This is a genomic window from Buttiauxella ferragutiae (assembly GCF_022637515.1).
Taxonomy (GTDB): Bacteria; Pseudomonadota; Gammaproteobacteria; order Enterobacterales; family Enterobacteriaceae; genus Buttiauxella; species Buttiauxella ferragutiae.
In genome coordinates, this window is record NZ_CP093332.1 from 3,408,526 (window position 1) to 3,433,290 (window position 24,765).

22 protein-coding genes and 1 pseudogene are annotated in these 24,765 nt (G+C 51.1%); 12 read left to right on the forward strand and 11 right to left on the reverse strand.

Annotation, left to right across the window (positions count from 1 at the left end; genetic code table 11):
• Positions 1-391: 391 nt before the first annotated feature.
• Positions 392-1,714, forward strand: a pseudogene (locus MNO13_RS15765) (nucleobase:cation symporter-2 family protein); the annotation flags it as partial.
• Positions 1,715-1,787: 73 nt separating this feature from the next.
• Here the strand turns inward: MNO13_RS15765 and MNO13_RS15770 are convergent.
• The 5 genes from MNO13_RS15770 to rimJ form a co-directional block, all read right to left on the reverse strand.
• Positions 1,788-2,276 carry a cold shock domain-containing protein gene (locus MNO13_RS15770; protein ID WP_074388587.1) on the reverse strand — a complete coding sequence of 163 codons (489 nt, stop codon included), beginning with the start codon at positions 2,274-2,276 and terminating at the stop codon, positions 1,788-1,790.
• 83 nt (positions 2,277-2,359) lie between these two features.
• Positions 2,360-3,895: a murein biosynthesis integral membrane protein MurJ gene (gene murJ, locus MNO13_RS15775; protein WP_064547892.1), complete on the reverse strand. Its 1,536-nt coding sequence runs from the start codon at positions 3,893-3,895 to the stop codon at positions 2,360-2,362.
• A 311-nt stretch (positions 3,896-4,206) separates the two neighbouring features.
• On the reverse strand, positions 4,207-5,130 hold the full coding sequence (locus tag MNO13_RS15780) for a Gfo/Idh/MocA family protein (protein WP_064547894.1): 924 nt from the start codon (positions 5,128-5,130) through the stop codon (positions 4,207-4,209).
• A 3-nt stretch (positions 5,131-5,133) separates the two neighbouring features.
• Entirely contained in the window at positions 5,134-5,784 is a 651-nt protein-coding gene (locus MNO13_RS15785; RefSeq protein WP_064547896.1) for a YceH family protein, read from the reverse strand.
• A gap of 9 nt (positions 5,785-5,793) precedes the next feature.
• Positions 5,794-6,378, reverse strand: coding sequence for a ribosomal protein S5-alanine N-acetyltransferase (gene rimJ, locus MNO13_RS15790; protein ID WP_064547898.1), 585 nt, complete (start codon positions 6,376-6,378; stop codon positions 5,794-5,796).
• Between the two features lie 241 nt (positions 6,379-6,619).
• On the opposite strand from rimJ, the gene mdtH reads away from it, so the two are divergent.
• From mdtH to solA, 7 genes are all read left to right on the forward strand, one after another.
• On the forward strand, positions 6,620-7,828 hold the full coding sequence (mdtH, locus tag MNO13_RS15795) for a multidrug efflux MFS transporter MdtH (RefSeq protein WP_121813895.1): 1,209 nt from the start codon (positions 6,620-6,622) through the stop codon (positions 7,826-7,828).
• 75 nt (positions 7,829-7,903) lie between these two features.
• Positions 7,904-8,551, forward strand: a complete 648-nt coding sequence (grxB, locus tag MNO13_RS15800) for a glutaredoxin 2 (protein WP_064547902.1) — start codon at positions 7,904-7,906, stop codon at positions 8,549-8,551.
• Between the two features lie 195 nt (positions 8,552-8,746).
• Positions 8,747-9,307, forward strand: coding sequence for a lipoprotein (locus MNO13_RS15805; protein ID WP_064547904.1), 561 nt, complete (start codon positions 8,747-8,749; stop codon positions 9,305-9,307).
• A gap of 134 nt (positions 9,308-9,441) precedes the next feature.
• Positions 9,442-10,488: a dihydroorotase gene (gene pyrC, locus MNO13_RS15810; protein ID WP_232886520.1), complete on the forward strand. Its 1,047-nt coding sequence runs from the start codon at positions 9,442-9,444 to the stop codon at positions 10,486-10,488.
• Positions 10,489-10,561: 73 nt separating this feature from the next.
• Positions 10,562-10,807, forward strand: a complete 246-nt coding sequence (dinI, locus tag MNO13_RS15815) for a DNA damage-inducible protein I (protein WP_064547909.1) — start codon at positions 10,562-10,564, stop codon at positions 10,805-10,807.
• 361 nt (positions 10,808-11,168) lie between these two features.
• Positions 11,169-11,423: a biofilm formation regulator BssS gene (bssS, locus tag MNO13_RS15820; protein WP_064547911.1), complete on the forward strand. Its 255-nt coding sequence runs from the start codon at positions 11,169-11,171 to the stop codon at positions 11,421-11,423.
• 141 nt (positions 11,424-11,564) lie between these two features.
• Positions 11,565-12,683, forward strand: a complete 1,119-nt coding sequence (solA, locus tag MNO13_RS15825) for an N-methyl-L-tryptophan oxidase (RefSeq protein WP_064547913.1) — start codon at positions 11,565-11,567, stop codon at positions 12,681-12,683.
• Between the two features lie 145 nt (positions 12,684-12,828).
• On the opposite strand, the gene trhO is transcribed toward solA, so the two are convergent.
• The gene (gene trhO / locus MNO13_RS15830) at positions 12,829-13,878 is read right to left on the reverse strand and encodes an oxygen-dependent tRNA uridine(34) hydroxylase TrhO (RefSeq protein WP_064547915.1); all 1,050 of its coding nucleotides are present in this window, start codon (positions 13,876-13,878) and stop codon (positions 12,829-12,831) included.
• Between the two features lie 229 nt (positions 13,879-14,107).
• On the opposite strand from trhO, the gene MNO13_RS15835 reads away from it, so the two are divergent.
• The 3 genes from MNO13_RS15835 (at position 14,108) to MNO13_RS15845 (ending at position 16,873) form a co-directional block, all read left to right on the forward strand.
• Positions 14,108-15,028, forward strand: coding sequence for a Kdo(2)-lipid IV(A) acyltransferase (locus MNO13_RS15835; protein ID WP_064547917.1), 921 nt, complete (start codon positions 14,108-14,110; stop codon positions 15,026-15,028).
• Between the two features lie 142 nt (positions 15,029-15,170).
• Positions 15,171-16,397, forward strand: coding sequence for a multidrug efflux MFS transporter MdtG (mdtG, locus tag MNO13_RS15840; protein ID WP_064547919.1), 1,227 nt, complete (start codon positions 15,171-15,173; stop codon positions 16,395-16,397).
• Positions 16,398-16,498: 101 nt separating this feature from the next.
• Complete coding sequence (locus MNO13_RS15845; protein WP_064547921.1) at positions 16,499-16,873, forward strand: MysB family protein; 375 nt, start codon at positions 16,499-16,501, stop codon at positions 16,871-16,873.
• Between the two features lie 3 nt (positions 16,874-16,876).
• On the opposite strand, the gene MNO13_RS15850 is transcribed toward MNO13_RS15845, so the two are convergent.
• From MNO13_RS15850 to mdoG, 3 genes are all read right to left on the reverse strand, one after another.
• On the reverse strand, positions 16,877-17,098 hold the full coding sequence (locus MNO13_RS15850; protein WP_370090861.1) for a YceK/YidQ family lipoprotein: 222 nt from the start codon (positions 17,096-17,098) through the stop codon (positions 16,877-16,879).
• A 67-nt stretch (positions 17,099-17,165) separates the two neighbouring features.
• On the reverse strand, positions 17,166-19,697 hold the full coding sequence (mdoH, locus tag MNO13_RS15855) for a glucans biosynthesis glucosyltransferase MdoH (RefSeq protein WP_064547925.1): 2,532 nt from the start codon (positions 19,695-19,697) through the stop codon (positions 17,166-17,168).
• Positions 19,690-21,225: a glucans biosynthesis protein MdoG gene (mdoG, locus tag MNO13_RS15860; RefSeq protein WP_121815655.1), complete on the reverse strand. Its 1,536-nt coding sequence runs from the start codon at positions 21,223-21,225 to the stop codon at positions 19,690-19,692. Before mdoG ends, mdoH begins: the two co-directional genes overlap by 8 nt.
• 294 nt (positions 21,226-21,519) lie before the next feature.
• Between mdoG and mdoC the strand changes: the two genes are divergently transcribed.
• Complete coding sequence (gene mdoC, locus MNO13_RS15865; RefSeq protein ID WP_121813897.1) at positions 21,520-22,668, forward strand: glucans biosynthesis protein MdoC; 1,149 nt, start codon at positions 21,520-21,522, stop codon at positions 22,666-22,668.
• A 98-nt stretch (positions 22,669-22,766) separates the two neighbouring features.
• Here the strand turns inward: mdoC and MNO13_RS15870 are convergent, their stop codons facing one another.
• Positions 22,767-24,254, reverse strand: coding sequence for a phospholipase D family protein (locus MNO13_RS15870; protein WP_232886517.1), 1,488 nt, complete (start codon positions 24,252-24,254; stop codon positions 22,767-22,769).
• Complete coding sequence (ymdB, locus tag MNO13_RS15875; RefSeq protein WP_133522687.1) at positions 24,205-24,729, reverse strand: O-acetyl-ADP-ribose deacetylase; 525 nt, start codon at positions 24,727-24,729, stop codon at positions 24,205-24,207. Before ymdB ends, MNO13_RS15870 begins: the two co-directional genes overlap by 50 nt.
• Positions 24,730-24,765 lie beyond the last annotated feature (36 nt).

Below are 24,765 nucleotides of genomic sequence, written 5' to 3' on the forward strand. Positions count from 1 at the left end.
TCGCATCCCTTTTTGAAAGCCAGAACTCACTTGCAGCAATGCAAAAACAGGGACAATTTGTTCAGCGTAAGCAGACTAAATCTAAATTTGTGAGCCACTGCAAAGAATGTTGCCCAAAATTGAGGTTATGCAAAGTTCCGGCCTGCTCGCCGCCGCTCAAAAGTGAGAGTGGGCTTATCAAACTGAGAAGATAAACCTCAAACTGATAAAACTCCCCAGACAAAATATTTTCCCCTTCGCTGTCAATACAATCAGTTACGTGATGTTTTTCACACTTCTTCAATCAATTTAGCGCAATGCATGGAACTGGCATCAGTTACGCATGCATTCCCTGAACTCATTTTTTGGAAAAACAGGATTGCCAATACCGCCGCCATTAAAGGAGATAAATATGGACAATAGTGCCTCTGAAATTTCACCCGCGACCACGCCAAATGAAGTCGACCGAATACTGCCGCCAGGGCAATTATTGATCCTCGGCCTTCAGCATGTGCTGGTGATGTATGCCGGGGCCGTAGCCGTACCACTGATGATTGGTGACCGTTTAGGGTTAAGCAAAGAAGTCATCTCTTTATTGATTAGCGCCGATCTGTTCTGTTGTGGCGTCGTCACGCTGATTCAGTGTCTGGGGGTCGGTAAATTTATGGGAATTCGCTTACCGGTGATTATGTCGGTGACCTTTGCGGCGGTCACGCCAATGGTGGCCATTGGCTCTAATCCCGAGATTGGCCTGACCGGTATTTTTGGCGCGACCATCGCCGCCGGGTTGATTACCACCCTGCTGGCGCCGGTAGTAGGCAGGTTAATGCCGCTGTTCCCCCCGCTGGTCACCGGGATTGTGATTACCTCGATTGGGCTGAGTATTATCCAGGTCGGTATCGACTGGGCGGCAGGTGGTGCGGGCAACCCGAATTACGGCGACCCCGTTTATATCTGCGTCGCCTCAGCCGTGTTGCTGTTTATCTTGCTGATTACCCGTTATGCCACAGGCTTTTTATCAAATGTCGCGGTGCTGCTGGGTATCGCTTTTGGTTTTGCGTTGGCTTACATGATGGGCGAAGTTAATTTGTCCGGGCTGGCTGATGCAAAATGGTTCGCCATCGTGACGCCAATGGCGCTGGGTATCCCGACGTTCGATCCCGTTGCCATCCTGACGCTGACCGCGGTGCTGATTATTGTCTTTATTGAGTCGATGGGGATGTTTCTGGCGCTCGGCGATATTGTCGGCCATAAATTAACCGAAAAAGATATTATCCGTGGTTTACGGGTTGATGGCGTGGGGACGGTGATTGGTGGTCTGTTTAACAGCTTCCCGCATACTTCGTTTTCGCAGAACGTCGGTCTGGTGAGCGTAACGCGGATCCATAGCCGTTGGGTGTGCGTGGCTGCGGGTTGTATTTTGATCTTGTTTGGCATGGTGCCGAAAATGGCCGTGTTTGTGGCGTCAATTCCACAATTTGTCTTAGGTGGTGCGGGGTTGGTGATGTTCGGGATGGTGTTGGCAACAGGGATTCGTATTCTGGCTCGCGCCAACTACTCAACCAATCGTTACAACCTTTATATCGTCGCCATCAGCTTAGGGATGGGGATGACACCCACGCTTTCTCACGGCTTCTTCGCACAATTTCCGGCAGCCTTACAGCCTTTGCTACACAGCGGGATCATGCTGGCAACCGCCTGCGCGGTGATTTTGAATCTCTTTTTTAATGGCTACCCAAAAGCGGAAAAGTCACAGGCTTAACAGGCAGGAAGCTTGTAGCGCTCAGAGTTGAGCGCTACAGCATGACTTACTTCAGACCCTGGAGGATCTTCATGGTGGCTTCAACATCAATTTCATCTTCGGAGAAGATTAATGTTGAGCCCTGGAAGGTGGTCACCGCCAGTTTCTTCAGCGTACGCATTTCGCCCGGCTTAGGTTCTGCTTTCGGGCGAATGCTGTTCATCAGCGCGCCAACAGACAGCACCGCGTTCTCTTTATCAATCTTGGTTTCGGCTGGCACTTCTTCGCTGTAAACCAGGAAGGATTTAATCGCCGTGATTTTGATGCGCTCGCCAGCAATAAAGATGTATTTGCTGTCTGGCTCAACTTTCACCGAAAAAGCTGATAAGCCTTTGTTGTTGGTGGTTGGCTCAAAAGTCACCGAGGCATCTTTCTTAATCAGCTCAGGGTTGGCGACCTTAATCACATGAAAATAACGATTGTCACCGTTTTCATCTTTGATAAAACCGAAACCTTTATCTTCAAACCAGGTTGTGATTACTCCGTGCATCGCTATTACCGCCTAATTAATCGTTCAATATGTCAAATTTTTGCAGCGCGCAGTTTAATGCAGAACGCGCCTGGTACCTAGTCTGTTTGCTAAATGGTGCGGCGGGCAAAGTCCTTCACCCTGAAGCCCAGCACCATCAGTGTTGCGAAATACGCCGCAATCCCGGCAACCACTACCGCCATCAGGCGCAGCAAGCGGTAAGGCATGGAGCCAAGATCCCAGGCTGGCATCACGTGCATCATGCCGAACAACACCGCCGCCATCACAACCACACCGGCAAACAAACGCCACAAGAACGCCCACCAGCCCGGCTGAGGCTGGAAAATATCCTGTTTCCGCAGTTGCCAGTATAGCAGGCTGGCATTCAGGCAAGCCCCCAGACCAATCGACAACGACAGCCCGGCGTGTTTGAGCGGGCCGATAAACGCGAGGTTCATCACCTGAGTCAGAATCAGTGTGACGATGGCAATTTTGACCGGCGTCTTGATGTCCTGGCGCGAATAGAAACCCGGAGCCAGCACTTTCACCACAATCAGCCCCATCAAACCGACGGAATAGGCCACCAGCGCACGTTGCGTCATCGCGGCATCAAAAGCGGTGAATTTACCGTACTGGAACAGTGAAACGGTGAGCGGTTTTGCCAGAATCCCCAGTGCCACCGCGCTTGGCAACGCCAGCAGAAAACATAAACGCAACCCCCAGTCCATCAGGCGCGAGTATTCGTCATGGTTGCCACTGGCAAAGCTCTTCGCCAGCGAAGGCAGCAAAATAGTGCCTAGCGCCACGCCTAACACGCCGGATGGAAATTCCATTAAACGGTCAGCGTAGTACATCCAGGAAACCGAGCCTGAGGCGAGGAACGAGGCGAAAATGGTGTTGATAATCAAAGAAATCTGGCTAACGGAAACACCGAGAATTGCCGGTCCCATCTGTTTGATAACGCGCATCGCACCGGCATCTTTCAGATTGACGCGCGGCAAAACCAGCATGCCAATCTTTTTCAGATGCGGTAACTGATACGCCAGTTGCAACACGCCGCCCACGGTCACCGCCCAGGCCAGCGCCAGAATCGGTGGGTTAAAGTACGGTGCCGCAAACAGCGCAAAGCCAATCATGCTGAGGTTCAGGAAAGTCGGCGCAAAAGCAGGAACGGAGAAACGGTTCCAGGTATTAAGAATCGCCCCGCATAACGAAGCCAGCGAGATCAGGAAAATATACGGGAAGGTTATCCGCAACAGGCTGGAAGTCAGGTTGAATTTATCTGCGGTATCGGCAAAGCCAGGCGCGGTGACCATAATCACCCACGGTGCCGCTATCATGCCGATAACGGTGACTACCGCCAGTGCCAGCGTGAGTAGCCCGGAAACATACGAGACAAACACGCGGGTGGCATCTTCGCCCTGCTTACTTTTGTACTCGGCAAGAATCGGCACAAACGCCTGCGAAAATGCCCCTTCGGCAAAAATACGACGCAACAAGTTGGGAAGTTTGAATGCCACGAAAAAGGCATCCGTCGCCATCCCTGCCCCAAAAACCCTTGCCACAATGGCGTCGCGCGCAAATCCGAGCACGCGAGAAAACATGGTCATCGAGCTGACGGCTGCCAGCGATTTTAATAGATTCATTATTATGTGGTTCCACAAACATCAACGCCTGCAAGGCAGGCGTTCAGCGCGTAAACAAAGAAGGAAAAAGCGTGGTTTTTCCTTCTTTGTGGTTATCAGCCGAAAATCAATAAATCGATTTTCCTTGTTTATTTATTTGGTGACATATGTTCGCTTTGCGAAAGAATGAGGTTTGTCATCAAACATCAACGCCTGCAAGGCAGGCGTTGGGATAACAGCAATGACGTCCAATTCATGTCGGATGTCGCTACGCTAATCCGACCTACGAAAGCCCCGCTAGTCTACCTATACACAGACGAAATACTACCGTGTTATTCACTCATGGCATCGCGCCACAGTTTCTCAACCACACGCTGGGCTATCAATGCTTGCTCGCCTGCAGTTTCAGGAACTGTCTGATTTGCCACACAATCGAGGAAATGACGGGCACAACCGACAAAACCGCGTTGTTCGAGCGTGGTTTGCCAGCCGGGAATGGGACGATTGACCACCCCATTGCCGCACTCTTCACGCCATTCGCGCATATCGGTCACATCATATAAGCCGCCATCTGTCACCGCTTGTACCGACTCGCGTTGGCTACCGGCACGGCGGTGCATACTGGTGGTGATTTGCAGGTTGCCACTGGCAAAGTGGTGCTCAGCAAACAGCATGTGGCCGTGATCGTTGGTCAGCAATGTTCCGCTTTGTAACTGTGCTTCGCTCCCCCCCAACCACAACGCGGTATCAACAACATGCAGATAATCATCAAGCAAGGTAAAGCGCAGGTCATTTGGCCCGACGCTGTCAGTGCGATGTTTGTCCATCCGCAACGAGGTGCCGTTCGCTAGTTTCGTTTTCAGGTCACGATACAGAGGAGAAAAACGGCGGTTAAAACCGACCATCAAGGTGCGTTTTTTCTGCTGTGCCAGTTCCACTAAACGCTCCGCATCAGCAAGGTTTTCTGCCAGCGGTTTATCCACACAGACATTGACGCCAGCCTGTAACAGTTCGCTGACTACCGCGTAGTGACTGCTGGTGGCGCTGTGGACAAAGACCGCATCGCACTGTGCTGCGAGTTCGGCAATAGATGAAACATAAGGGATACGGTAGGCATCGCAAACCGGTTGGGCTTTGGCGCGGGTTGGGGAAAAAGCACCTTGCACAATCCAGTCATTAGAGGCTCCTAATACTGGCAACCACGCCTTTTGCGCGATGCCGCCCAAACCCACCACGCCGACGCGAAGTTTAGTCATCAATTAATCCCCAAGATGTGCCAACAGCGAGTCAAGACGTTGCTTGAGTTCAGCGACTTCGCTTTCAAGTTGTTCCACGCGGGCAGTTAAATCATCCGTTGGTGCCGTCGCACTTTCGGCGAGGTTGGCTGGTGATGAATCAACTTCGCCACAGAACAAGTGCATATAGCGGCTTTCACGTTTGCCCGGTTCACGTGGCAAACGCACCACAAATGGGCCATCTTCACGGTTGGCAAGGTTTTCTAGCGTCGCTTCAACTTGCGCCATATCGCTGAATTCAAACATACGCGCGGCGCGAGAACGTAATTCACCCGGTGTCTGTGCGCCACGTAACAACAAGTTTGTGACGACCGCCACTTCCGCCGCCGAGAGTTTCAGATTGCCAAATTCGGAATTGCAGAAGCGCTGCTCGTACTTCGTCACGCGATTACCGAAACCGCTAAGAGTGCGCAAAAAGTGGCGCTTGACCAGAGTATCCAGCGTTTCTTGCACATCATGTTCTTTCAGATCCATCACCGGTTCGCGGTTGGTTTTCTGATTACACGCCGTCACGACGCCGTTGACGGACATCGGATATTGTTCAGGCGTGGTCACCTGTTTTTCCAGCAGGCTACCCACCACACGCGCTTCAACCGCAGTTAACTGATATTTCATTTCTCGTCCTTAACGGCCAGGGGTCCATTCTTTGGTGGTGAGCGCAGTCAAAACATGATCGCGCCAGACACCATCAATCAATAAATATTCTTTGGCATAGCCTTCTTTTTCAAAACCAAGGCGGGCGAGGAGATCGCCGCTGCGCTGGTTATGCGGCATGTAGTTCGCCATGATGCGGTGGATATGCTGGCTGCGCTGCATGTAACGAATCGCGGTGGTCAGCGCTTCAAACATCAGACCTTGCCCCTGCCATTTTTCACCCAACGAGTACCCCAGATAACAGGCATGAAATGAGCCGCGCACCACGTTTGAAAAATTGGCGACGCCGCGAATCTCTTTCTCGTCAGGGTCGAGCAGCGCAAAGTAATAGGCGCTGCCCTGTTTATGCATTTCGCTGATCATGCCCAGACGTGCTTGCCAGCCAGAAGGAAAGCAGTGGCTGTCATCTCGAATCGGTTCCCAGGGTTTCAGGAACTGACGGTTTTCGGCGTAATAATCTGCCAGACGCCAGGCATCTCGCTCATACACCAGACGCACCACCTGGCGGTCGGTTGATAAGCGTACTTTCGGCACGTTACTGCGGTAGCCAAACATGTTCACCCCTGCTCCTCACATCCCATATTTTCTTAGGCAACGTATTTACTATACCTGCGGCTGGCTGCGGAAGGAAAACAACAGCATGCAGATTTTTCACCTGCGCAAACTTTTTCGATTAAAGAGTTCAATCGAAGCCTCAGATTGATGAAAAAATATTGTCATATGCCTGGCTGTCAAAAACTCAAATAGCAGTAGAGAATAGAAGTTCATCACACTTTTAATATTCCCAGGAGGGGAGATGTCACGGGTAGCGCAGGCCAGGAGCCTGGGTAAATACTTCTTATTGCTCGATAACATGTTAGTGGTATTAGGCTTCTTCGTGGTTTTCCCTCTTATTTCCATTCGCTTCGTTGACCAAATGGGTTGGGCAGCGCTAATGGTCGGTATTGCGCTCGGCCTGCGTCAGCTCACCCAGCAAGGGCTGGGGATTTTCGGTGGCGCCATCGCTGACCGGCTGGGCGCTAAACCGATGATTGTCACCGGCATGCTGCTGCGAGCCGTCGGTTTTGCGCTGATGGGTATCGCCCATGAACCCTGGGTGTTGTGGCTATCGTGTTTTATTTCCGCTATCGGCGGCACGTTATTCGACCCGCCGCGCGCCGCGCTGGTGGTTAAACTCGTACGCCCACATCAACGAGGGCGTTTCTTCTCAATTCTGATGATGCAAGACAGCGCGGGTGCGGTTATTGGTGCGCTACTCGGGAGTTGGCTGCTGCAATATGATTTCCGTCTGGTGTGTGCTGTTGGCGCGGTGATGTTTGTGATTTGCGCGTTCGTCAACGCCTGGCTGCTACCTGCCTATAAACTTTCCACCATCCGCACGCCGATGCTTGAAGGGATGGGACGCGTGCTGCGCGATAAACGCTTCATCACTTATGTGTTAACGCTGGCCGGATATTACATGCTGGCGGTGCAGGTGATGTTGATGCTGCCGATTATGGTCAACGAAATTGCCGGCACACCTGCCGCCGTGAAGTGGATGTATGCCATTGAAGCCGCACTCTCGTTAACGCTGCTGTACCCGATTGCGCGCTGGAGCGAAAAACGCTTCCGTCTGGAGCAGCGCCTGATGGCGGGTTTATTCTTAATGTCGCTGGCCATGCTGCCGATTGGCCTTGCCAATAATCTTCAGCAACTGTTCACGCTAATTTGTGTGTTTTATGTCGGTTCAATCATTGCTGAACCGGCCAGGGAAACGCTGAGTGCATCCCTTGCTGATTCCCGTGCTCGCGGCAGTTACATGGGCTTTAGCCGTCTGGGTCTGGCCATTGGTGGGGCATTTGGTTACGCCGGTGGCGGCTGGTTGTTTGATGCCGGGAAAAGTATCAACCAGCCATCGCTTCCGTGGGTAATGTTAGGGATTATTGGCTTCATCACGCTTATCGCCCTGTGGTGGCAATTCAGCACGAAACCTATTGAACCCTCGATGCTCGAACCCGGTAACTAGTTTGCGGCACTCACTTTTCTCCCCCATACTCAATAGTTAACCAACCTGGTTCGCTGATAAATATGGAGGAGAAACGTGAAGCTTTATATCTACGATCACTGCCCTTTCTGCCTTAAAGCACGCATGATTTTTGGTTTAAAGAACATCCCCATTGAGTTGAAAGTCCTGCTCAATGACGATGAAGCCACTCCGACCAAAATGATTGGTAAGAAAATGGCGCCGATCCTGCAAAAAGACGATAGCCGCTATATGCCAGAAAGCATGGATATCGTGCATTACGTCGATAAACTGGATGGCGAACCGCTTCTGACTGGCGCAACCAACGCCGCAATTAGCGACTGGTTACGCCACGTGAATAGCTATGTGCAGCAGTTGTTGATTCCGCGCATGGCGAAAGCGCCTTTTGATGAGTTTGCCACGCCACAAGCACGTGCTTATTTCGTCAACAAAAAGGAAGCGATGATCGGCTCGTTTGCCGACCTCCTTCATCATTCGCCAGGGCTAATCAAAAAAATCTCTGATGATTTACGCAAGCTCGATAAGCTGATTGTGCAGCCGAATGCGGTAAACGGTGAGCTGTCTGACGACGATATTCATCTGTTCCCACTGCTGCGTAACCTGACTCTGGTCGCGGGTATTGAGTGGCCAAGCCGTGTTGCGGCGTATCGCGATAATATGGCTAAACAGACACAAATTAATCTGCTGTCGTCCCACGCGGTTTAAATACACTTATTAATTCGAGTTACCAGCCCCAGGAGCTTACTCAAGTATGTGACTGGGGTGAGTAAACGCAGCCAACTCTGATGTCGCTCGAAGTATGACGGCTATTTCGGTTTTTTCCGGTGGCGTAGCCCGCCCTGGGACATCATAATGCTTTATGTCAGGATCTGTGTTCTATGCAGCATGTTAAGGAATTCCATGAAAAAGATTGTTTTCGCCGCAGCGCTAATGCTCAGCGGGTTAGTGGTGGGTTGCAATCAGTTAACGCAATACACGGTCAGCGAACAGGAAATAAACCAGGCGCTGCATAAACGTAATAACTTCTCTAAAGATATTGGCCTGCCAGGCGTTGCCGATGCCCATATTGTTTTAACCAATTTAAGCAGTGCGATTGGCCGTGAAGAGCCGAATAAAGTGACGTTGACTGGCGATGCCAATCTGGATATGTCGTCGCTGTTTGGTAATCAAAAAGCCACTATCAAGCTCAAACTCAAAGCATTGCCGGTGTTCAATAAAGAACAAGGCGCGATTTATTTGCAAGAAATGGAAGTGGTAAACGCGACGGTCGAACCTGAAAAAATGCAGACCATTGTCCAGACCCTGATTCCTTATCTGAATCAGTCATTGCGTAATTACTTCAATCAACAACCGGCTTATGTGCTGGGCGAAGACCGCAGTACTGGTGAGAACCTGGCGAAAAGATACGCCAAGGGACTTGAGGTTAAACCAGGCCAACTCATTATCCCATTTACTGATTAACCCGTTTTTCCTGGTCGGGGGCAACATTCCCCCGACAAAATCTCGATGAAAATGGTGCAAAGCGAAACGTTTGCGCTTATCCTTGCTCTCCGGCACAAATCATCGTTTTTTCCTTCCTACGCCGGAGCAATTTCATGACCGTATTACCCCAGGTATTAAAAATTCGCCGCCCTGATGACTGGCATGTTCACCTACGTGACGGTGAAATGTTAAAAACGGTGGTGCCTTATACCAGCGAAACTTATGGTCGCGCGATTGTGATGCCAAACCTGGTTCCCCCAGTGACAACGGTTGAAGCCGCCATTGCTTATCGCCAGCGTATTCTTGATGCTGTGCCGCAAGGCCATAAATTTGAACCACTGATGACCTGCTACCTGACCGATTCTCTTGACCCGAATGAAGTTGAGCGCGGGTTTAACGAAGGCGTGTTTACCGCAGCAAAACTCTACCCAGCCAATGCGACCACCAACTCAAGCCACGGTGTTACCAGCACTGCCGCGATTAAAACGGTGCTTGAGCGCATGCAGAAAATTGGCATGCCGCTGCTTATCCACGGCGAAGTGACTCACGCTGATATTGATATTTTTGACCGTGAAGCGCGCTTTATCGAAACCGTTATGGAACCTTTGCGCCAACAATTCCCGGAACTGAAAGTGGTGTTTGAACACATCACTACCAAAGATGCGGCGCAGTATGTGAAGGAAGGAAACTCCCTGCTGGCGGCAACCATTACCCCGCAACACCTGATGTTTAACCGTAACCATATGCTGGTCGGTGGCGTGCGCCCTCACCTGTATTGCCTGCCAATTCTGAAACGCAGCATTCATCAGGAAGCGTTGCGTGAGCTGGTTGCCAGCGGATGTGACCGCGTATTCCTCGGTACAGATTCCGCGCCTCATACGCGTCATCGTAAAGAGGCCAGTTGTGGTTGCGCAGGTTGCTTTAACGCGCCTTCTGCTCTTGGCGCTTACGCGACGGTGTTTGAAGAGTTGAATGCGTTGCAGCACTTTGAAGCCTTCACTTCACTGAATGGCCCACGTTTCTACGGCCTGCCTGTGAATGAAGAATCCATTGAACTGGTGCGTACTCCAGTGCACATGCCGGAACTCATCGAAACGTCCGATGACAGCATTGTGCCGTTCCTCGCCGGTGAGCAAGTGGCCTGGTCAGTAAAAGCATAATTTTTCATGCCCCCTGTTGCATAACCCAGAATATGACTGTATAAATATCCAGTATATTATACAGGGGGCTGTTATGCGTATTGAAGTCACTATTGCTAAAACTACATCTCTGCCGCCAGGCGCTATTGATGCGCTTGCTACTGAACTCTCACGCCGAATTACTCAACACTATCCTGAAGACTCAAATCACGTTCAGGTGCGTTACGCTGCTGCTAATAACCTTTCGGTGTTAGGGGCCAGCAAAGAAGATCGCGATCGTATTAGCGAAATATTGCAAGAGACCTGGGAAAGCGCTGACGACTGGTTTTCTGCGGATTAAAACTCATCATGGAAGGTGGCAGGCTGCTTGAGCCGCTGCTTATTTCAAATATAAGTTTCCCTCGTTATTTTTATGCCGGGTGTCGCCATCCGGTTTTTTTATCGTTTAAAAATCACACTGCAAATAATTCCCTCCTGACACTGATTACTTAGAATCTTCTGATATTCACCAAGCACAACCTGCGGTTTTATTGAGCAACCAAGCACCTTTATGTAAAAAAAGTGTTGCGGGGTATTTATTTATCCGTCGAAATAGCTTAATCATTGATATACTTAACTGGCTTCACATTTAAAAAGAAACAAGAAACAAGCATTAAACCTCGCGAACCGTTGTCTTAAACACACGTATAAAAGGGGTTATGATGGAAAAAAATAGTGATGTTATCCAGACCCATCCCCTTGTTGGATGGGACATCAGCACCGTAGATAGTTACGACGCGCTGATGCTTCGCCTGCACTACCTGACCTCAAATACGCAAAAGCACGACGAAACTGAAATCGGTCAAACTTTATGGCTGACCACGGATGTTGCCCGGCAATTTATTTCTATTCTTGAAGCCGGCATTGCTAAGATTGAATCCAGTGATTACCAGGTAAGCGATTATCGTAAGCATTGATTATTGATGCTGCCCAAATAACGCACAAGGCACCGTAGAGGTGCCTTTTTTATTATTCCTCTTTCGCTCAATTGCCAGGCGACGGAGAATTAATTACCCTGCTATATAATTCATTTTCGCCAAAGAGAAGAGAAAAGCACCATGCATTATGACCTTATCATCGTCGGTAGCGGTTCTGTCGGCGCAGCAGCCGGGTGCTATGCCACTCACTCCGGCTTGAATGTGCTAATGATCGATAGTTGCCATCCCCCTCACCAACAAGGCAGCCATCATGGCGATACACGCCTGATGCGTCACGCCTACGGCGAAGGGGAAAAATATGTCCCGCTGGTATTGCGTGCGCAGGCACTCTGGGATGCGTTACAGGAAATTAGCGGCGAGAAAGTGTTTCACCGTACCGGCGTGATTAATCTCGGTCCGGCAGATTCAACGTTTATCTCAACCGTGCAACGCAGTGCGCAAAACTGGTCGCTGCCGCTTGAAACGCTGAGTGCTGAAGCAGTCATGGCACGCTGGCCACAGGTAACCGTTCCCGAAAACTATGTTGGTTTGTTTGAGCCGAACTCTGGCGTGCTTCGCAGCGAGCTGGCGGTGGAGACCTATATTCGACTGGCCAATCAGGGCGGTTGCGCTCAACTGTTCAATTGCCCGGTGGCTGATATTCGTCATACCGCTGAAGGGGTGGTTGTCGATACGCCAGAAGGTGAATTCACCGCGAGTAAATTGTTAGTCAGTGCAGGAACATGGGTCACTAAATTGCTACCGGAACTGCCCGTCACGCCAGTGCGCAAAATCTTTAGCTGGCATCAGGCCGATGGCCGCTACAGTGAAAAAAACCACTTCCCTGCTTTTACCGCCGAACTACCTGATGGTAGCCAGTATTACGGTTTCCCCGCGGGCGAGGATAACGAGCTGAAGCTGGGCAAACATGATGGTGGTCAGGTGATTAGTGAACCCGGTCAGCGCAAACCGTTTGGTGCAATCGCCACGGATGGAAGTGAAGTATTTAGCTTCTTGCGCCAGATAATGCCAGGTGTGGGCGTGTGTATGCACGGCGCGGCATGCACCTACGATATGTCACCGGATGAAGATTTTATTATTGATACCCTGCCGGGTCATGACAACACGCTGGTGATTACCGGCCTGAGCGGACACGGATTTAAATTCGCTTCAGTGCTGGGGGAAATTGCCTGCCAGTTCGCACTGGGCAAAGAGTCAAGTTTCGACCTGACACCGTTCTCGCTTGCGCGTTTTAACTAGCGTTCGAGTGACAATAGGCGGAATAAAATGTTGTAGGGTGGATAAGCGGTACACGCCATCCACCATTTTCGCCTGTATTCACAGATGAAAACGTCGGATGGCGCTGCGCTTATCCGACCTGTGAAAGAGGTTTCCCCCTTTGCTTTTACTTAGGATCCGGGATCCCTAACGTAGTGTTGAGAACGCCACGGGATTTGTTGAAAATCTTATTACCGTTTTCCCGCCCGGCACGACGACGGCGCTGTTCTTCCGGTGACAGAGCCAGTTCATCACGGCAAATGTCGCTACAGCAGCCAGCAAACTTCTCAGCGCAGCTCGGGCACTGAATAAACAGCAAATGGCAGCCGTCATTTTTGCAGTTGGTATGGCTGTCGCAAGATGTGCCGCACTGATGGCAATGGGCAATCACATCATCAGAAATACGTTCGCCCATACGCTCATCAAAGACAAAGTTCTTACCGACAAAACGCACCGGAATCCCTTGTTCACGCGCACGTCTTGCGTATTCGATAATCCCGCCTTCAATGTGGTAGACGTTCTTGAAACCGTTGTGCAACATCCAGGCACTGGCTTTCTCACAACGGATGCCGCCAGTACAGTACATGACGATTTTTTTGTCTTTGTCTTCCTGCAACATGTCGACCGCTTTCGGCAACTGCTCACGGAAAGTGTCCGCCGGGATCTCCAGTGCATCCTGGAAATGACCCACTTCATATTCGTAATGGTTGCGCATGTCGATAAACACCGCTTCCGGGTCGTCGAGCATCGCATTCACGTCTGCGGCTTTGAGATAAGCACCGACCTGGCTGGCATCAAATGACGGGTCATCAATCCCATCGGCGACAATGCGGTCGCGGACCTTCATGCGTAATACCCAAAACGATTTGCCATCGTCTTCGAGGGCAACGTTGAGTCGCACACCGTTAAGTGCAGGATGGAAAGCGTAAAGTGTTTCGCGGAATCCATCCACACGGCTGTTTGGCACGCTGATTTGCGCGTTAATCCCTTCATGAGCGAGATAAACGCGACCAAATACATTTAGCGATGTAAACGCCTGGTAAAGCGCATCGCGCGTCGTTTGAGGGTCTTCAATGGTGAAATACTTATAGAATGAGATGGTAGTGCGAGGCTCAGTTTCAGCCAACATGCGCACACGCAGTTCATCATTCGATATGCGGTTGTGTAACACTGGCATGGTGTTCGCTCGGCTATCGTTGATAAAAAAGTGGGCTGCATCATATAGCAATTATCGTTAATTTACATCCCCGCATTTTGCGCTACATTTCCGTTATCTATCCGTACAAAACGCAACAATCGTTTGAATATCAAACACTCTGCTGTTGTTAATTTTGGCAGACCCTCAATTAATGTCACAATAGTCTGACTCAAGAAGATCCGGCATTTGCCGTCACAATAGGTTTTACATGACGAACTTACCGCAATTCTCGCGCGCATTACTTCATCCCCGCTATTGGGGAACCTGGTTTGGTATTGGCTTACTTTACTTAGTTACCCTGCTCCCCTATCCGGTGATTTATCGAGTCGGGCGTGGACTTGGCCAACTTGCTATGCGGTTTATGAAGCACCGCGTCACTATTACCCGCCGCAATCTTGAACTCGCCTTTCCCCACAAAACCGCGGAAGAACGTGAGTATTATCTCGAGAAAAACTTCGAATCCGTTGGCCTAGGCCTGATGGAAACCGGCATGGCATGGTTTTGGCCCACCTGGCGTATTCGACGCTGGTGTGATGTTTCTGGTGTCGAGCATATTCACGCGGTGCAGGAAGCCAAACGGGGCGTGTTGCTTATTGGAATTCATTTCCTGACGCTGGAATTAGGCGCGCGCATGTTCGGTATGAACACGCCCGGTATCGGCGTTTACCGCCCGAATGACAACCCCCTGCTCGACTGGCTGCAAACCTGGGGCCGTATGCGCTCCAATAAAAGCATGATCGACCGTAAAGACCTTAAAGGCATGATTCGTGCGCTGAAACAGGGTGAAATCATCTGGTACGCACCGGACCACGACTACGGCCCGCGTGGCAGCGTTTTTGTGCCATTTTTTGGCGTTGACGAAGCCGCCACCACCGCAGGAACATACACTCTTGCACGTATGTCAGGTGCGGCAATCGTACCAATGGTGCCGCGCCGCAAGCCGGACGGTAAAGGTTACGAGTTGCTGATTCTACCCGCAGAGTTTTCACCACCGCTGGAAACCCCTGAAAGTACGGCGATCTGGATGAATAAAATCATCGAGCAGTGCATTTTGATGGCCCCGGAGCAATACATGTGGCTGCACCGCCGCTTTAAAACGCGTCCAGAAGGGGTTCCTGCGCGTTATTAACTTCTGTAAATCGGTGGCATTTTGCCACCTTTTTTCATTCTAAAATTGTGTTTCAGAAACATTGCCCCTCCCCGCCAACAAGCGCATAATTAGCAAGGTAATAATTCCATCACATGTCTTTTCTGCACTGAACTGGAGCGTTATGACTCTCCCCGAGAACCCGATCAACTGGAAACGAAATCTCACCGTTGCATGGCTTGGGTGTTTTCTTACCGGTGTCGCATTTAGCCTGGTCATGCCCTTCCTGCCGCTGTATGTCGAACATCTTGGCGTGACCGGACACAGCGCACTCAACATGTGGTCCGGCATCGTTTTCAGCATTACCTTTTTGTTCTCAGCCATTGCGTCACCTTTCTGGGGCGGGCTTGCCGACCGTAAAGGCCGCAAGATAATGCTACTGCGTTCAGCATTGGGGATGTCCATTGTGATGGTGCTGATGGGCTTTGCGAGCAATATCTGGCAATTTCTGGCGCTGCGCGCACTGCTCGGACTATTGGGTGGATTTGTCCCCAATGCTAACGCGCTTATCGCCACCCAAGTTCCGCGCCATAAAAGTGGTTGGGCATTGGGCACGTTGTCTACCGGCGGGGTAAGCGGTGCACTTCTTGGGCCGATGATTGGCGGTTTTCTGGCGGATACCTATGGCCTGCGTCCGGTGTTTTTCATCACCGCTGGCGTGCTATTTACCTGTTTTGTTTTTACCTTGTTCTGCATTCGCGAACAATTTACCCCGGTGCACAAGAAGGACATGTTGCACGCACGTCAGGTTTTAACTTCGCTCAAAAATCCACGCCTGGTGCTGAGCCTGTTTATCACCACCATGATTATTCAGGTTGCCACCGGTTCTATCGCCCCGATTCTTACGCTTTACGTGCGTGAACTGGCAGGCAATGTCAGCAATCTGGCATTTATCAGCGGGATGATTGCATCTGTGCCTGGCGTTGCGGCGTTAATCAGTGCGCCGCGACTGGGCAAACTGGGGGATAGAATCGGGCCGGAAAGGATTTTAATCTGCGCGCTGGTTATCTCTGTGTTGTTGCTGATCCCGATGTCGATGGTACAAAACCCATGGCAACTGGGGGTGTTACGTTTCCTGCTTGGTGCCGCCGATGGCGCACTGTTGCCAGCGGTACAAACACTGCTGGTCTACAACTCAAGCAATCAAATTGCCGGGCGGATCTTTAGTTACAACCAGTCATTCCGCGATATTGGCAATGTCACCGGTCCGTTGATGGGTGCCGCTGTTTCAGCAAACTATGGCTTCCGCACGGTATTTTTAGTCACCGGTTGTGTGGTTCTTTTCAATGCTCTTTACTCGTGGATAAGTCTCCGTCGCCCGACTGAACGTGTCAGTGTTTCTGGCGACTGACTCAGAAATCTCCGACATACTTGCAACTTTGCAAACAGCGTCAACAATTAACTTGAAATGGCGCCGTAACGCGCTCCCTGACCTGTACAAAGGAGATTACTATGAGTCTGTATGCGACGCTGGAAGAGGCCATCGATGCCGCACGCGAGCTTTTCCTTGTTGAGAACCCGGAGCTGGATGAAGAGAGTGCCAGTGTTCAGCAACTGAACATTCAGAAGTACATTCTTCAGGATGGCGACATTATGTGGCAAGCCGAGTTTTTCGCTGATGACAGCGGGGATGGCGAATGTCTACCGATGGTCAGCGGTGAAGCGGCGCAAAGTGTCTTTGACGGTGACTATGATGAAATCGAGTTACGTCAGGAGTGGATTGAAGAAAATACACTGCACGAATGGGACGAAGGTGAATTTCAACTTGAGCCGCCTCTGGATACCGAGGAAGGCCAGACTGCCGCTGATGAATGGGATGAACGATAAGTTTTACTCGTAAGGCCCATGGCTGGCATCAATCGGCAGCAAAAGTGTGTCGAACACCAGCGAAAAAGGTAAATCGAGCACAGTAATATAGCGCCATGCGCTGTCACGCACATCCCACTGCACACCGGGGTAATACTGATTACCATGTCCCTGCCCCGGTACAGCACGGCTAATAATACTCCCGCATCCGCTCAGTAAGCAGGCGAACAACGCGACCACAAGGATTCTTAACACAGTTTTACTCCAAAAAAATGCCGACCCGAAGGCCGGCATTGATGATGCGTTTCGCGCTCTATTTGGACGGTAACGCCTCAGGGTTCAGGCTAACCGTTTTGTAGCTATCTACCCACGAGGAGTAACGCTGCGGATTCGACCACACACGATAATGCAGACGAGACATAGTGACCGGATCGCTTAACAACACCAAACGACGATCGCGGTTCAGTTTGTCAGGCGTTTCGTTCAGTGCCTGCTCAACGTGACGATCGCGCGCAATTTCCAGCACCTGGCTTGCACGGTGACGTGCTGTTGCCATCGCAGTTGCCAGGGCATTAAACGACGGGTTAAACACCGCGTGCATAAAGCCATCATCCAGCGTACGGCTGCGGTTCAGCTTCAGGTAATTGTCGGTATCGACCAGAACCTGCGGAGGAGAATACTCTTCCGGGATCAGGAACAACTTCCAACGCTTAGTACGCAAACCGATGGTCGCACGACTCGAAATCACCGAGACAAATGGTGACAGAATCAGTGAGAAGACGATTGGCGCAAGCCAGAACAAGAAGCGCAAATCCAGCCATGCCATGCCGACAGCCCACACCAGACCCAACAGAAGTTGAGAACCGTGGCGCATAAACGCTTCACCCCATGGGGTTGAATCATCATCACGCTGCGGCGAGTTCCAGACCACTTCCCAACCGAGGAACGCGCTAACCACAAATACGGTGTGGAACAGCATACGCACCGGAGCCAGCAGCACAGAGAACAGTACTTCCAGCAGCAGGGAGGCCGTCACGCGGAAGAAACCGCCGAACTCTTTCGAGCCTTTGCACCAAATCAGAATGATACTCAGCAGCTTCGGCAGGAACAGTAACACCATGGTGGAAGCAAACAGCGCAATCGCCAGCTCCGGACGCCACTGCGGCCACACCGGGAACAGCTGGCGCGGTTGCAGGAAGTACTGCGGTTCTGTCAGCGCATGAACCACCTGCAATGCAGTTGATAATGCGAGGAACATAAACCACAAAGGTGCCGACAGATACGACATGACGCCCGTCAGGAATACCGCACGGTGAACCGGGTGCATGCCTTTTACCAGGAACAGACGGAAGTTCATCAAGTTACCGTGGCACCAACGGCGGTCACGCTTGAGTTCATCCAGTAAGTTCGGTGGCAGTTCTTCATAAGAACCCGGCAAGTCATAGGCAATCCATACGCCCCAACCCGCACGGCGCATCAAAGCGGCTTCGACGAAGTCGTGCGAAAGGATTGAACCGGCGAATGACCCTTCACCTGGCAGCGGTGCTAACGCACAGTGCTCGATGAACGGCTTAACGCGAATAATCGCATTGTGGCCCCAGTAGTGGGATTCGCCCAACTGCCAGAAGTGCAGACCTGCGGTAAACAACGGCCCGTAAACGCGAGTCGCAAACTGCTGGCAGCGCGCATACAGCGTGTCCATGCCAGACGCTTTTGGTGATGACTGAATGATGCCCGCATTCGGGTTAGCATTCATCAAACGCACCAGGTTGGTCAGACAGTCACCGCTCATGACGGAGTCAGCATCCAACACCACCATGTAGCTGTATTGGTTACCCCAGCGACGGCAGAAGTCATCGATGTTGCCACTTTTACGTTTCACACGGCGGCGGCGGCGGCGGTAGAAAATCTGCCCTTCGCCCTGCACTTCGTTGATCAGTTCCATCCACGCTTTTTGCTCGGCAACACAGATATCCGGGTTGTAGCTGTCGCTCAGGATGTAAACATCGAAGTGCTGCTGTTGGCCGGTCGCTTTTACCGATTCCCACGTCGCACGCAGACCCGCAAATACGCGGTCAACGTCTTCGTTACAAATAGGCATAATCAACGCAGTGCGGTTCGCCGGGTCGATTGGCTCATCACCCACTGTTGAGGCAGAGATACTGTATTTATCTTTGCCCATCAGTAGCTGGAGGAAGCCCATCAACGCGGTCCAGAAACCGGCTGATACCCAACAGAACAGAATCGCAAACAGGATCAAGATGCCGGTCTGCAGCACATACGGCAGCAGCTGCATGAAGGAGACCCACAAATCCTGGTCGAGCATATCGGATGGATTGATCAGCGCCCAGCCCTGGTAAGGCAGAATGGTCTTCATGTACCAGGTCGCCACCACGGTCTGAGAAATGGTCAGCAGCAGCAGAATGTAACGTCGAATAGTCCCGACGGTACGCCATTTCTGCTCAGCTTCAGCCTCTTCTTTCGACATATAGCGAGGATTAACTTCCCGCCCGCGTAAACGATCCCAGAACCGACCAATTGGGTTGGTGCGCCACGGATCGGGGAACATCGAAGAACGCGTTGCTTTTGGCATTGCCTGCAACTGGGTGCGCCCTTCTTCATCCTTAATCAGTTGTTCCGCACCCAACGATCCAGGCCAGCTCGCTTCGAGCCGGGCCTTTACCGAGGCTAAAGGGGAATCATCGGCGCGGTCATAGTGGTGCTCTTGCGCATCCAGCGCCTCATGCACCGCTTGCAGATCCGATGCAGGTAGAGCCGCCTTCTGCTCAGCAGAAAGCGGGAGGGCATCAATATAATCAGACGCAGTATCAGTAAACTTATTCATTGGCAGGTAGCTGGTAGCTCCAGGTTTCACTCAACGTTTGCGAGCCATTGACCAGCGCTGCACGCATTTCAGTCGGTTTCTTCTCGTCTTTGACTTTCAGACGTACTGTCAAACGCCAGCCTTTAGTGACCGGGTTGTAACGTACCTGGCTGTCAACGATTTCGCCGTTGTCACCGATGCTGGTTTGCGCGGTAACCGGCGTATCTTGCGGCAGTTTTTTCATGTCCGCGCCGACGTAATCCACGACAAACGCAATCGTGCCGTCTGGCTGGCGAATCAGATTCGACTGCTTCACATCACCGGTTGAGCGGCGAGTCTGCGTCACGTACGCGTTATCTGGCGCGTGCATTTTGTCTTCGTCACGGCTGAAGGTAATGGTGTATTTGAAGTTCATCTCTTTGCCGGGTTCCGGGAGCTGATCCGGCGTCCAGTAAGCAACGATGTTGTCATTGGTTTCGTCGTTGGTTGGAATTTCCACCAGTTCGACGCGACCTTTACCCCAATCACCTTGCGGTGCAACCCAGGCGCTTGGACGCTGATCGTAACGATCATTCAGATCTTCAAAACGAGAGAACTGACGGCCACGTTGCAGCAAACCAAAACCAACCGGATTTTCTGTCGCGAAGGAACTCACGGCCAGATGTTTCGGGTTGTTCAGCGGACGCCAAATCCACTCACCGTTACCAGCATGGATAGACAGACCGTTAGAGTCATGTAATTCAGGACGGTAGTTGATGCTTGGTGACGGCTGATTTGGCCCAAACAGGAACATACTGGTCAGCGGTGCAACGCCCAGTTTGCCTACTTTGTCGCGCAAATAAACTTTTGACTGCACGTTGACCACGGTGTCACGCCCAGGGGTAATCACAAAGCGATAGGCACCTGTTGCACGTGGGGAGTCGAGCAACGCATAGAGGGTCAGCGTTTTGTCGCCAGTTTTCGGGCGCTCAATCCAGTACTCACGGAAACGGGGGAACTCTTCACCAGATGGCAAAGCAGTATCGATAGCCAAACCACGAGCAGACAGACCATAAACCTGACCTGAGCCAATCACACGGAAATAACTCGCCCCGAGCATGCTGACAATTTCGTCGTTTTTATCTTTGCTGTTGATCGGATAGAGCACTTTGAACCCGGCGAAGCCAAGATCTTTAACGGTGTCTTTATCGTGTTTTACATTACCGAAATTAAAGTAATCCGGGTTGTACTTGATCTTATGAACCGCAGTCGCTGTCACTTCGTTGATAGCAACCGGGGTGTCGAAGTACATACCCTGATGATAAAATTCAAGCTTAAATGGGGTCTTTAACTTGCTCCAGTAGGCTTTGTCGTGATTGAACTGGATCTGCTGATAATCCGCATATTTCATGTCGCGGAAGAGCGAAGGCAGATTGCTTTTCGGTGCTTCGTAGCTTTTGCCCGCTAATGTTTTCGCTTGTTTTGCGACATCATCGATGGTGAAGGCCCAAACCGAGGTGGTATAAAGTGACAACATTACTGCCGCACCGAGCCCACACATTTTCATCATTTTTAGTTTATGTTTCATATTAACCAGCACATCCCCCTTTGTGTGCTTAAATCAATCCAATCCATTTTAATGGAAACTTCTGCTTTCCGACAACCAAATACCCGCATTGTTCAGCACGCTGGCTCAGCCTTTAAGCAAAAAAAGACAACTGCTTACGCTTTCAGAGCCCATCCTGGAGACAGGATGTCATGGTTAGTGTAGGGTTGCCACGGAATTGATACCGTTCGGGACTTCAAGCCTATTGGGATATGTTCTTAAGGATAAGGCGATTCGTCCGATAATGTCTGGAGTATTATGAGTAAAGCACCACAACAACGCGAGTTTTTCCTGGATTCTATCCGGGCCTGGTTAATGCTTTTAGGCATTCCGTTTCATATCTCCCTCATCTATTCAAGCCACCACTGGCATGTCAACAGCGCTGAAGCCTCCTGGGGATTAACCCTTTTTAATGACATCATTCACTCCTTCCGGATGCAGGTGTTTTTTGTCATTTCCGGTTATTTCTCCTACATGCTTTTTCTGCGTTACCCGCTTAAACGCTGGTGGAAAGTGCGTGTTGAGCGTGTCGGCATCCCAATGTTGACAGCAATTCCCTTGCTGACGCTACCGCAATTTTTAATGTTGCAACACGTTAACGACAAAGCAAAAAACTGGCCGGGGCTCACCCCTTACGAGAAGTACAACACGCTGGTTTGGGAACTGGTTTCCCATTTATGGTTCTTGTTAGTGATGGTGGTGTTGACGACAGTTTGTTTATTTTTGTTTCAACAAATGAAAAACCGCCTTGAGAAGGCACCCGAAAATAGTGCGTCAACCATTACCCTGGGAAAACTCTCAATTTATTTCCTTGGGTTCGGTTTTTTATACGGTGCCATTCGCCGCACGATTTTCATTGTTTACTCTCCAATATTAAGTGATGGCTTGTTTAACTTCGTGGTGATGCAGACGCTGTTTTATCTGCCGTTCTTCATGCTCGGGGCTTTAACGTTTGTGCGCCCGCAACTGAAAGCCCTGTTTACCACGCCATCGCCATGGTGCGCTGCGGGTGCTGTGCTGGCATTCGCGGCTTATTTGCTCAACCAGCGTTACGGCAGCGGCGATGCCTGGATGTATGAGACTGAAAGCGTTATCACCATGGTTTTAGGCCTGTGGATGGTTAACGTGGTGTTCTCACTGGGCCATAAACTGCTGAACTTCCAGTCTAAGCGTGTCACCTATTTCGTGAATGCATCGCTATTCATTTACCTGGTTCACCATCCGCTGACGCTATTCTACGGCGCGTTTATCACGCCACATATCACGTCCAATGCGCTGGGCTTTATTACGGGACTGGTCTTTGTGGTGGGGATTGCGGTGATTCTGTATGAAATCCATCTGCGAATTCCACTGCTGCGCTTCTTGTTCTCTGGCAAGCCGCAGAACGTGGCGGTTAAAGTTTCGTAGATCGGACTCCGGTACTTTATGGTGGATGACGCTGGCGCTTATCCCCCCTACAACTTCCCTTCGTAGGTCGGACAAGCGAAGCGCCGCCGACAGAGACTTTAGAGCAACCATTCAATAGGTAACCGATAAACCAGTCTCACCAACACCCGTTGCCAAAAACGGGTGTGCGGTTCTTTCTTCCAGACAATCTCTTTGCCATCACGATTTTCTACCCAATTCACCCGCCCCCATTTGTCCAGACGTAATGCCCAGGCGGCCTCTTTCTGGCTCTGGGTAAAACGCTGGTGAATATCTTCCGCGAGTGCGGCGCTTTCAATCACGAAGCCCATTTCGGTATTCAACATCGCCGAGCGTGGGTCAAAATTGAATGAACCGATAAACACTTTCTGCTTATCGACGCTGAAGGTTTTGGCATGCAGGCTGGAGCCAGAATTACCGGTTAACCCCCTGTCTCGCGGCCTGCGGGGGCTATTGTTTTCTGGCTTTAGTTCATACAGCGCGACACCGTGGCGTAACAGTTTCTTACGCCAGCGGGCATATCCGGCATGCACTACCGCCACATCATTGGCCGCCAGCGAATTAGTGAGAATGGCGATTTTCACCCCTTTACGCACCAACCCGAGAATTTGCGCGATGCCGGCGCGAGTCGGGACAAAATAGGCAGAAATTATGTCTATTTCCTGCTTTGGCAGGCCAATCACGTTGATCAGACGTTGCGGTAACAAGGTGTGATGATGCGCCCTTCCCTGCCCCTTACGCGGGTCATCACTCAGCAAACGGGTCTGAGCCCAGTACATATTTAACCTGCGAGCCACAAGATCCGTCGCAAACTGGCTGGTGGTCAGGCGATCCAGATAGCGCCGAGCTTTTGGGTCGTTGCGCCAGTCGTCTGGCAGTTGTACCCGTTGCTGTAACACCCCGGCGTCAACATCCAGCACCTTTGCCAGCGTCGAAACACACTGGCTTTCCCAATAGCGCTGAAAATCCTGACTGACTTCTGCAACCACCGGGCCAATCGCCAGCACGTCTAAATCTGAAAACAACGGCTGTTTACCGACACCAAAATAAGCATCGCCAACATTACGCCCACCAACAATCGTCGTTTCACCATCAACGGTGAAGGACTTGTTGTGCATGCGGCGGTTCAGGCGAGCAAAATCAGTCAGATAACCGATGGCGCGAAACAAGCGAAATGAAAAGGGATTAAACAGGCGAACTTCAATCTGAGGATGGGAATTAAGCAGCTCTAAAATATCATCCAGCCCGTTGGTGTTATTATCATCCAGCAACAGCCTGACTCTCACCCCACGGTCGGCCGCAGCCAGTAACGCACTGAACAACAACCGCCCGGACATATCGTCCTGCCAGATGTAGTACTGCACATCGAGGGTATTTTCCGCCATGCCGCACAACAGATAACGCGCTGCAAACGCATCAAGGCTATCCGCAAGAGGATGAATACCGCTCACGCCAGGATGCTCAGCAAGCGCCGGGATAATCGCTTTCCCAAGGCGGGTAGCGTGAGGGTTCTTCACGTTAGAGTTGGGCAAGCAGTTGCTGGTAAATACGGGTGTTTTCGTCATCAAAACAGACGAAAACCACTTGTTCAGGCAGCGGGCGCAGACCGATGTATCGATAAACCGTATCAACGGCTATTTTTGCGGCTAGCTCTTTTGGGAAAGCGTACGCGCCGGTGCTGATGGCTGGAAACGCGATAGTGCGGTAACCATTGGCAGCAGCCAAATCGAGACAGTTGCGATAGGTTTGTTCAAGCAATTCAGCTTCGTGATTTTCACCACCCTGCCACACCGGGCCAACGGCGTGGATCACAGCTTTAACGGGGATGTTTCCGGCTTCGGTAATCACGGCATGCCCGGGGGCGCATTCACCTTGCTGTTGGCGAATCACTTTGCAGGCCGCCAATAGTGCAGGCCCTGCCGCGCGATGAATGGCACCATCAACACCACCGCCACCTAGCAAGGATGAATTCGCTGCATTGACGATTACATCAACCTCAGCATGGGTGATATCACCTTGTATCACCGACATTCTTTCGCTCATCAGGAAATCTCCAGTTAGTCTTTGAGAGTAGTCTAA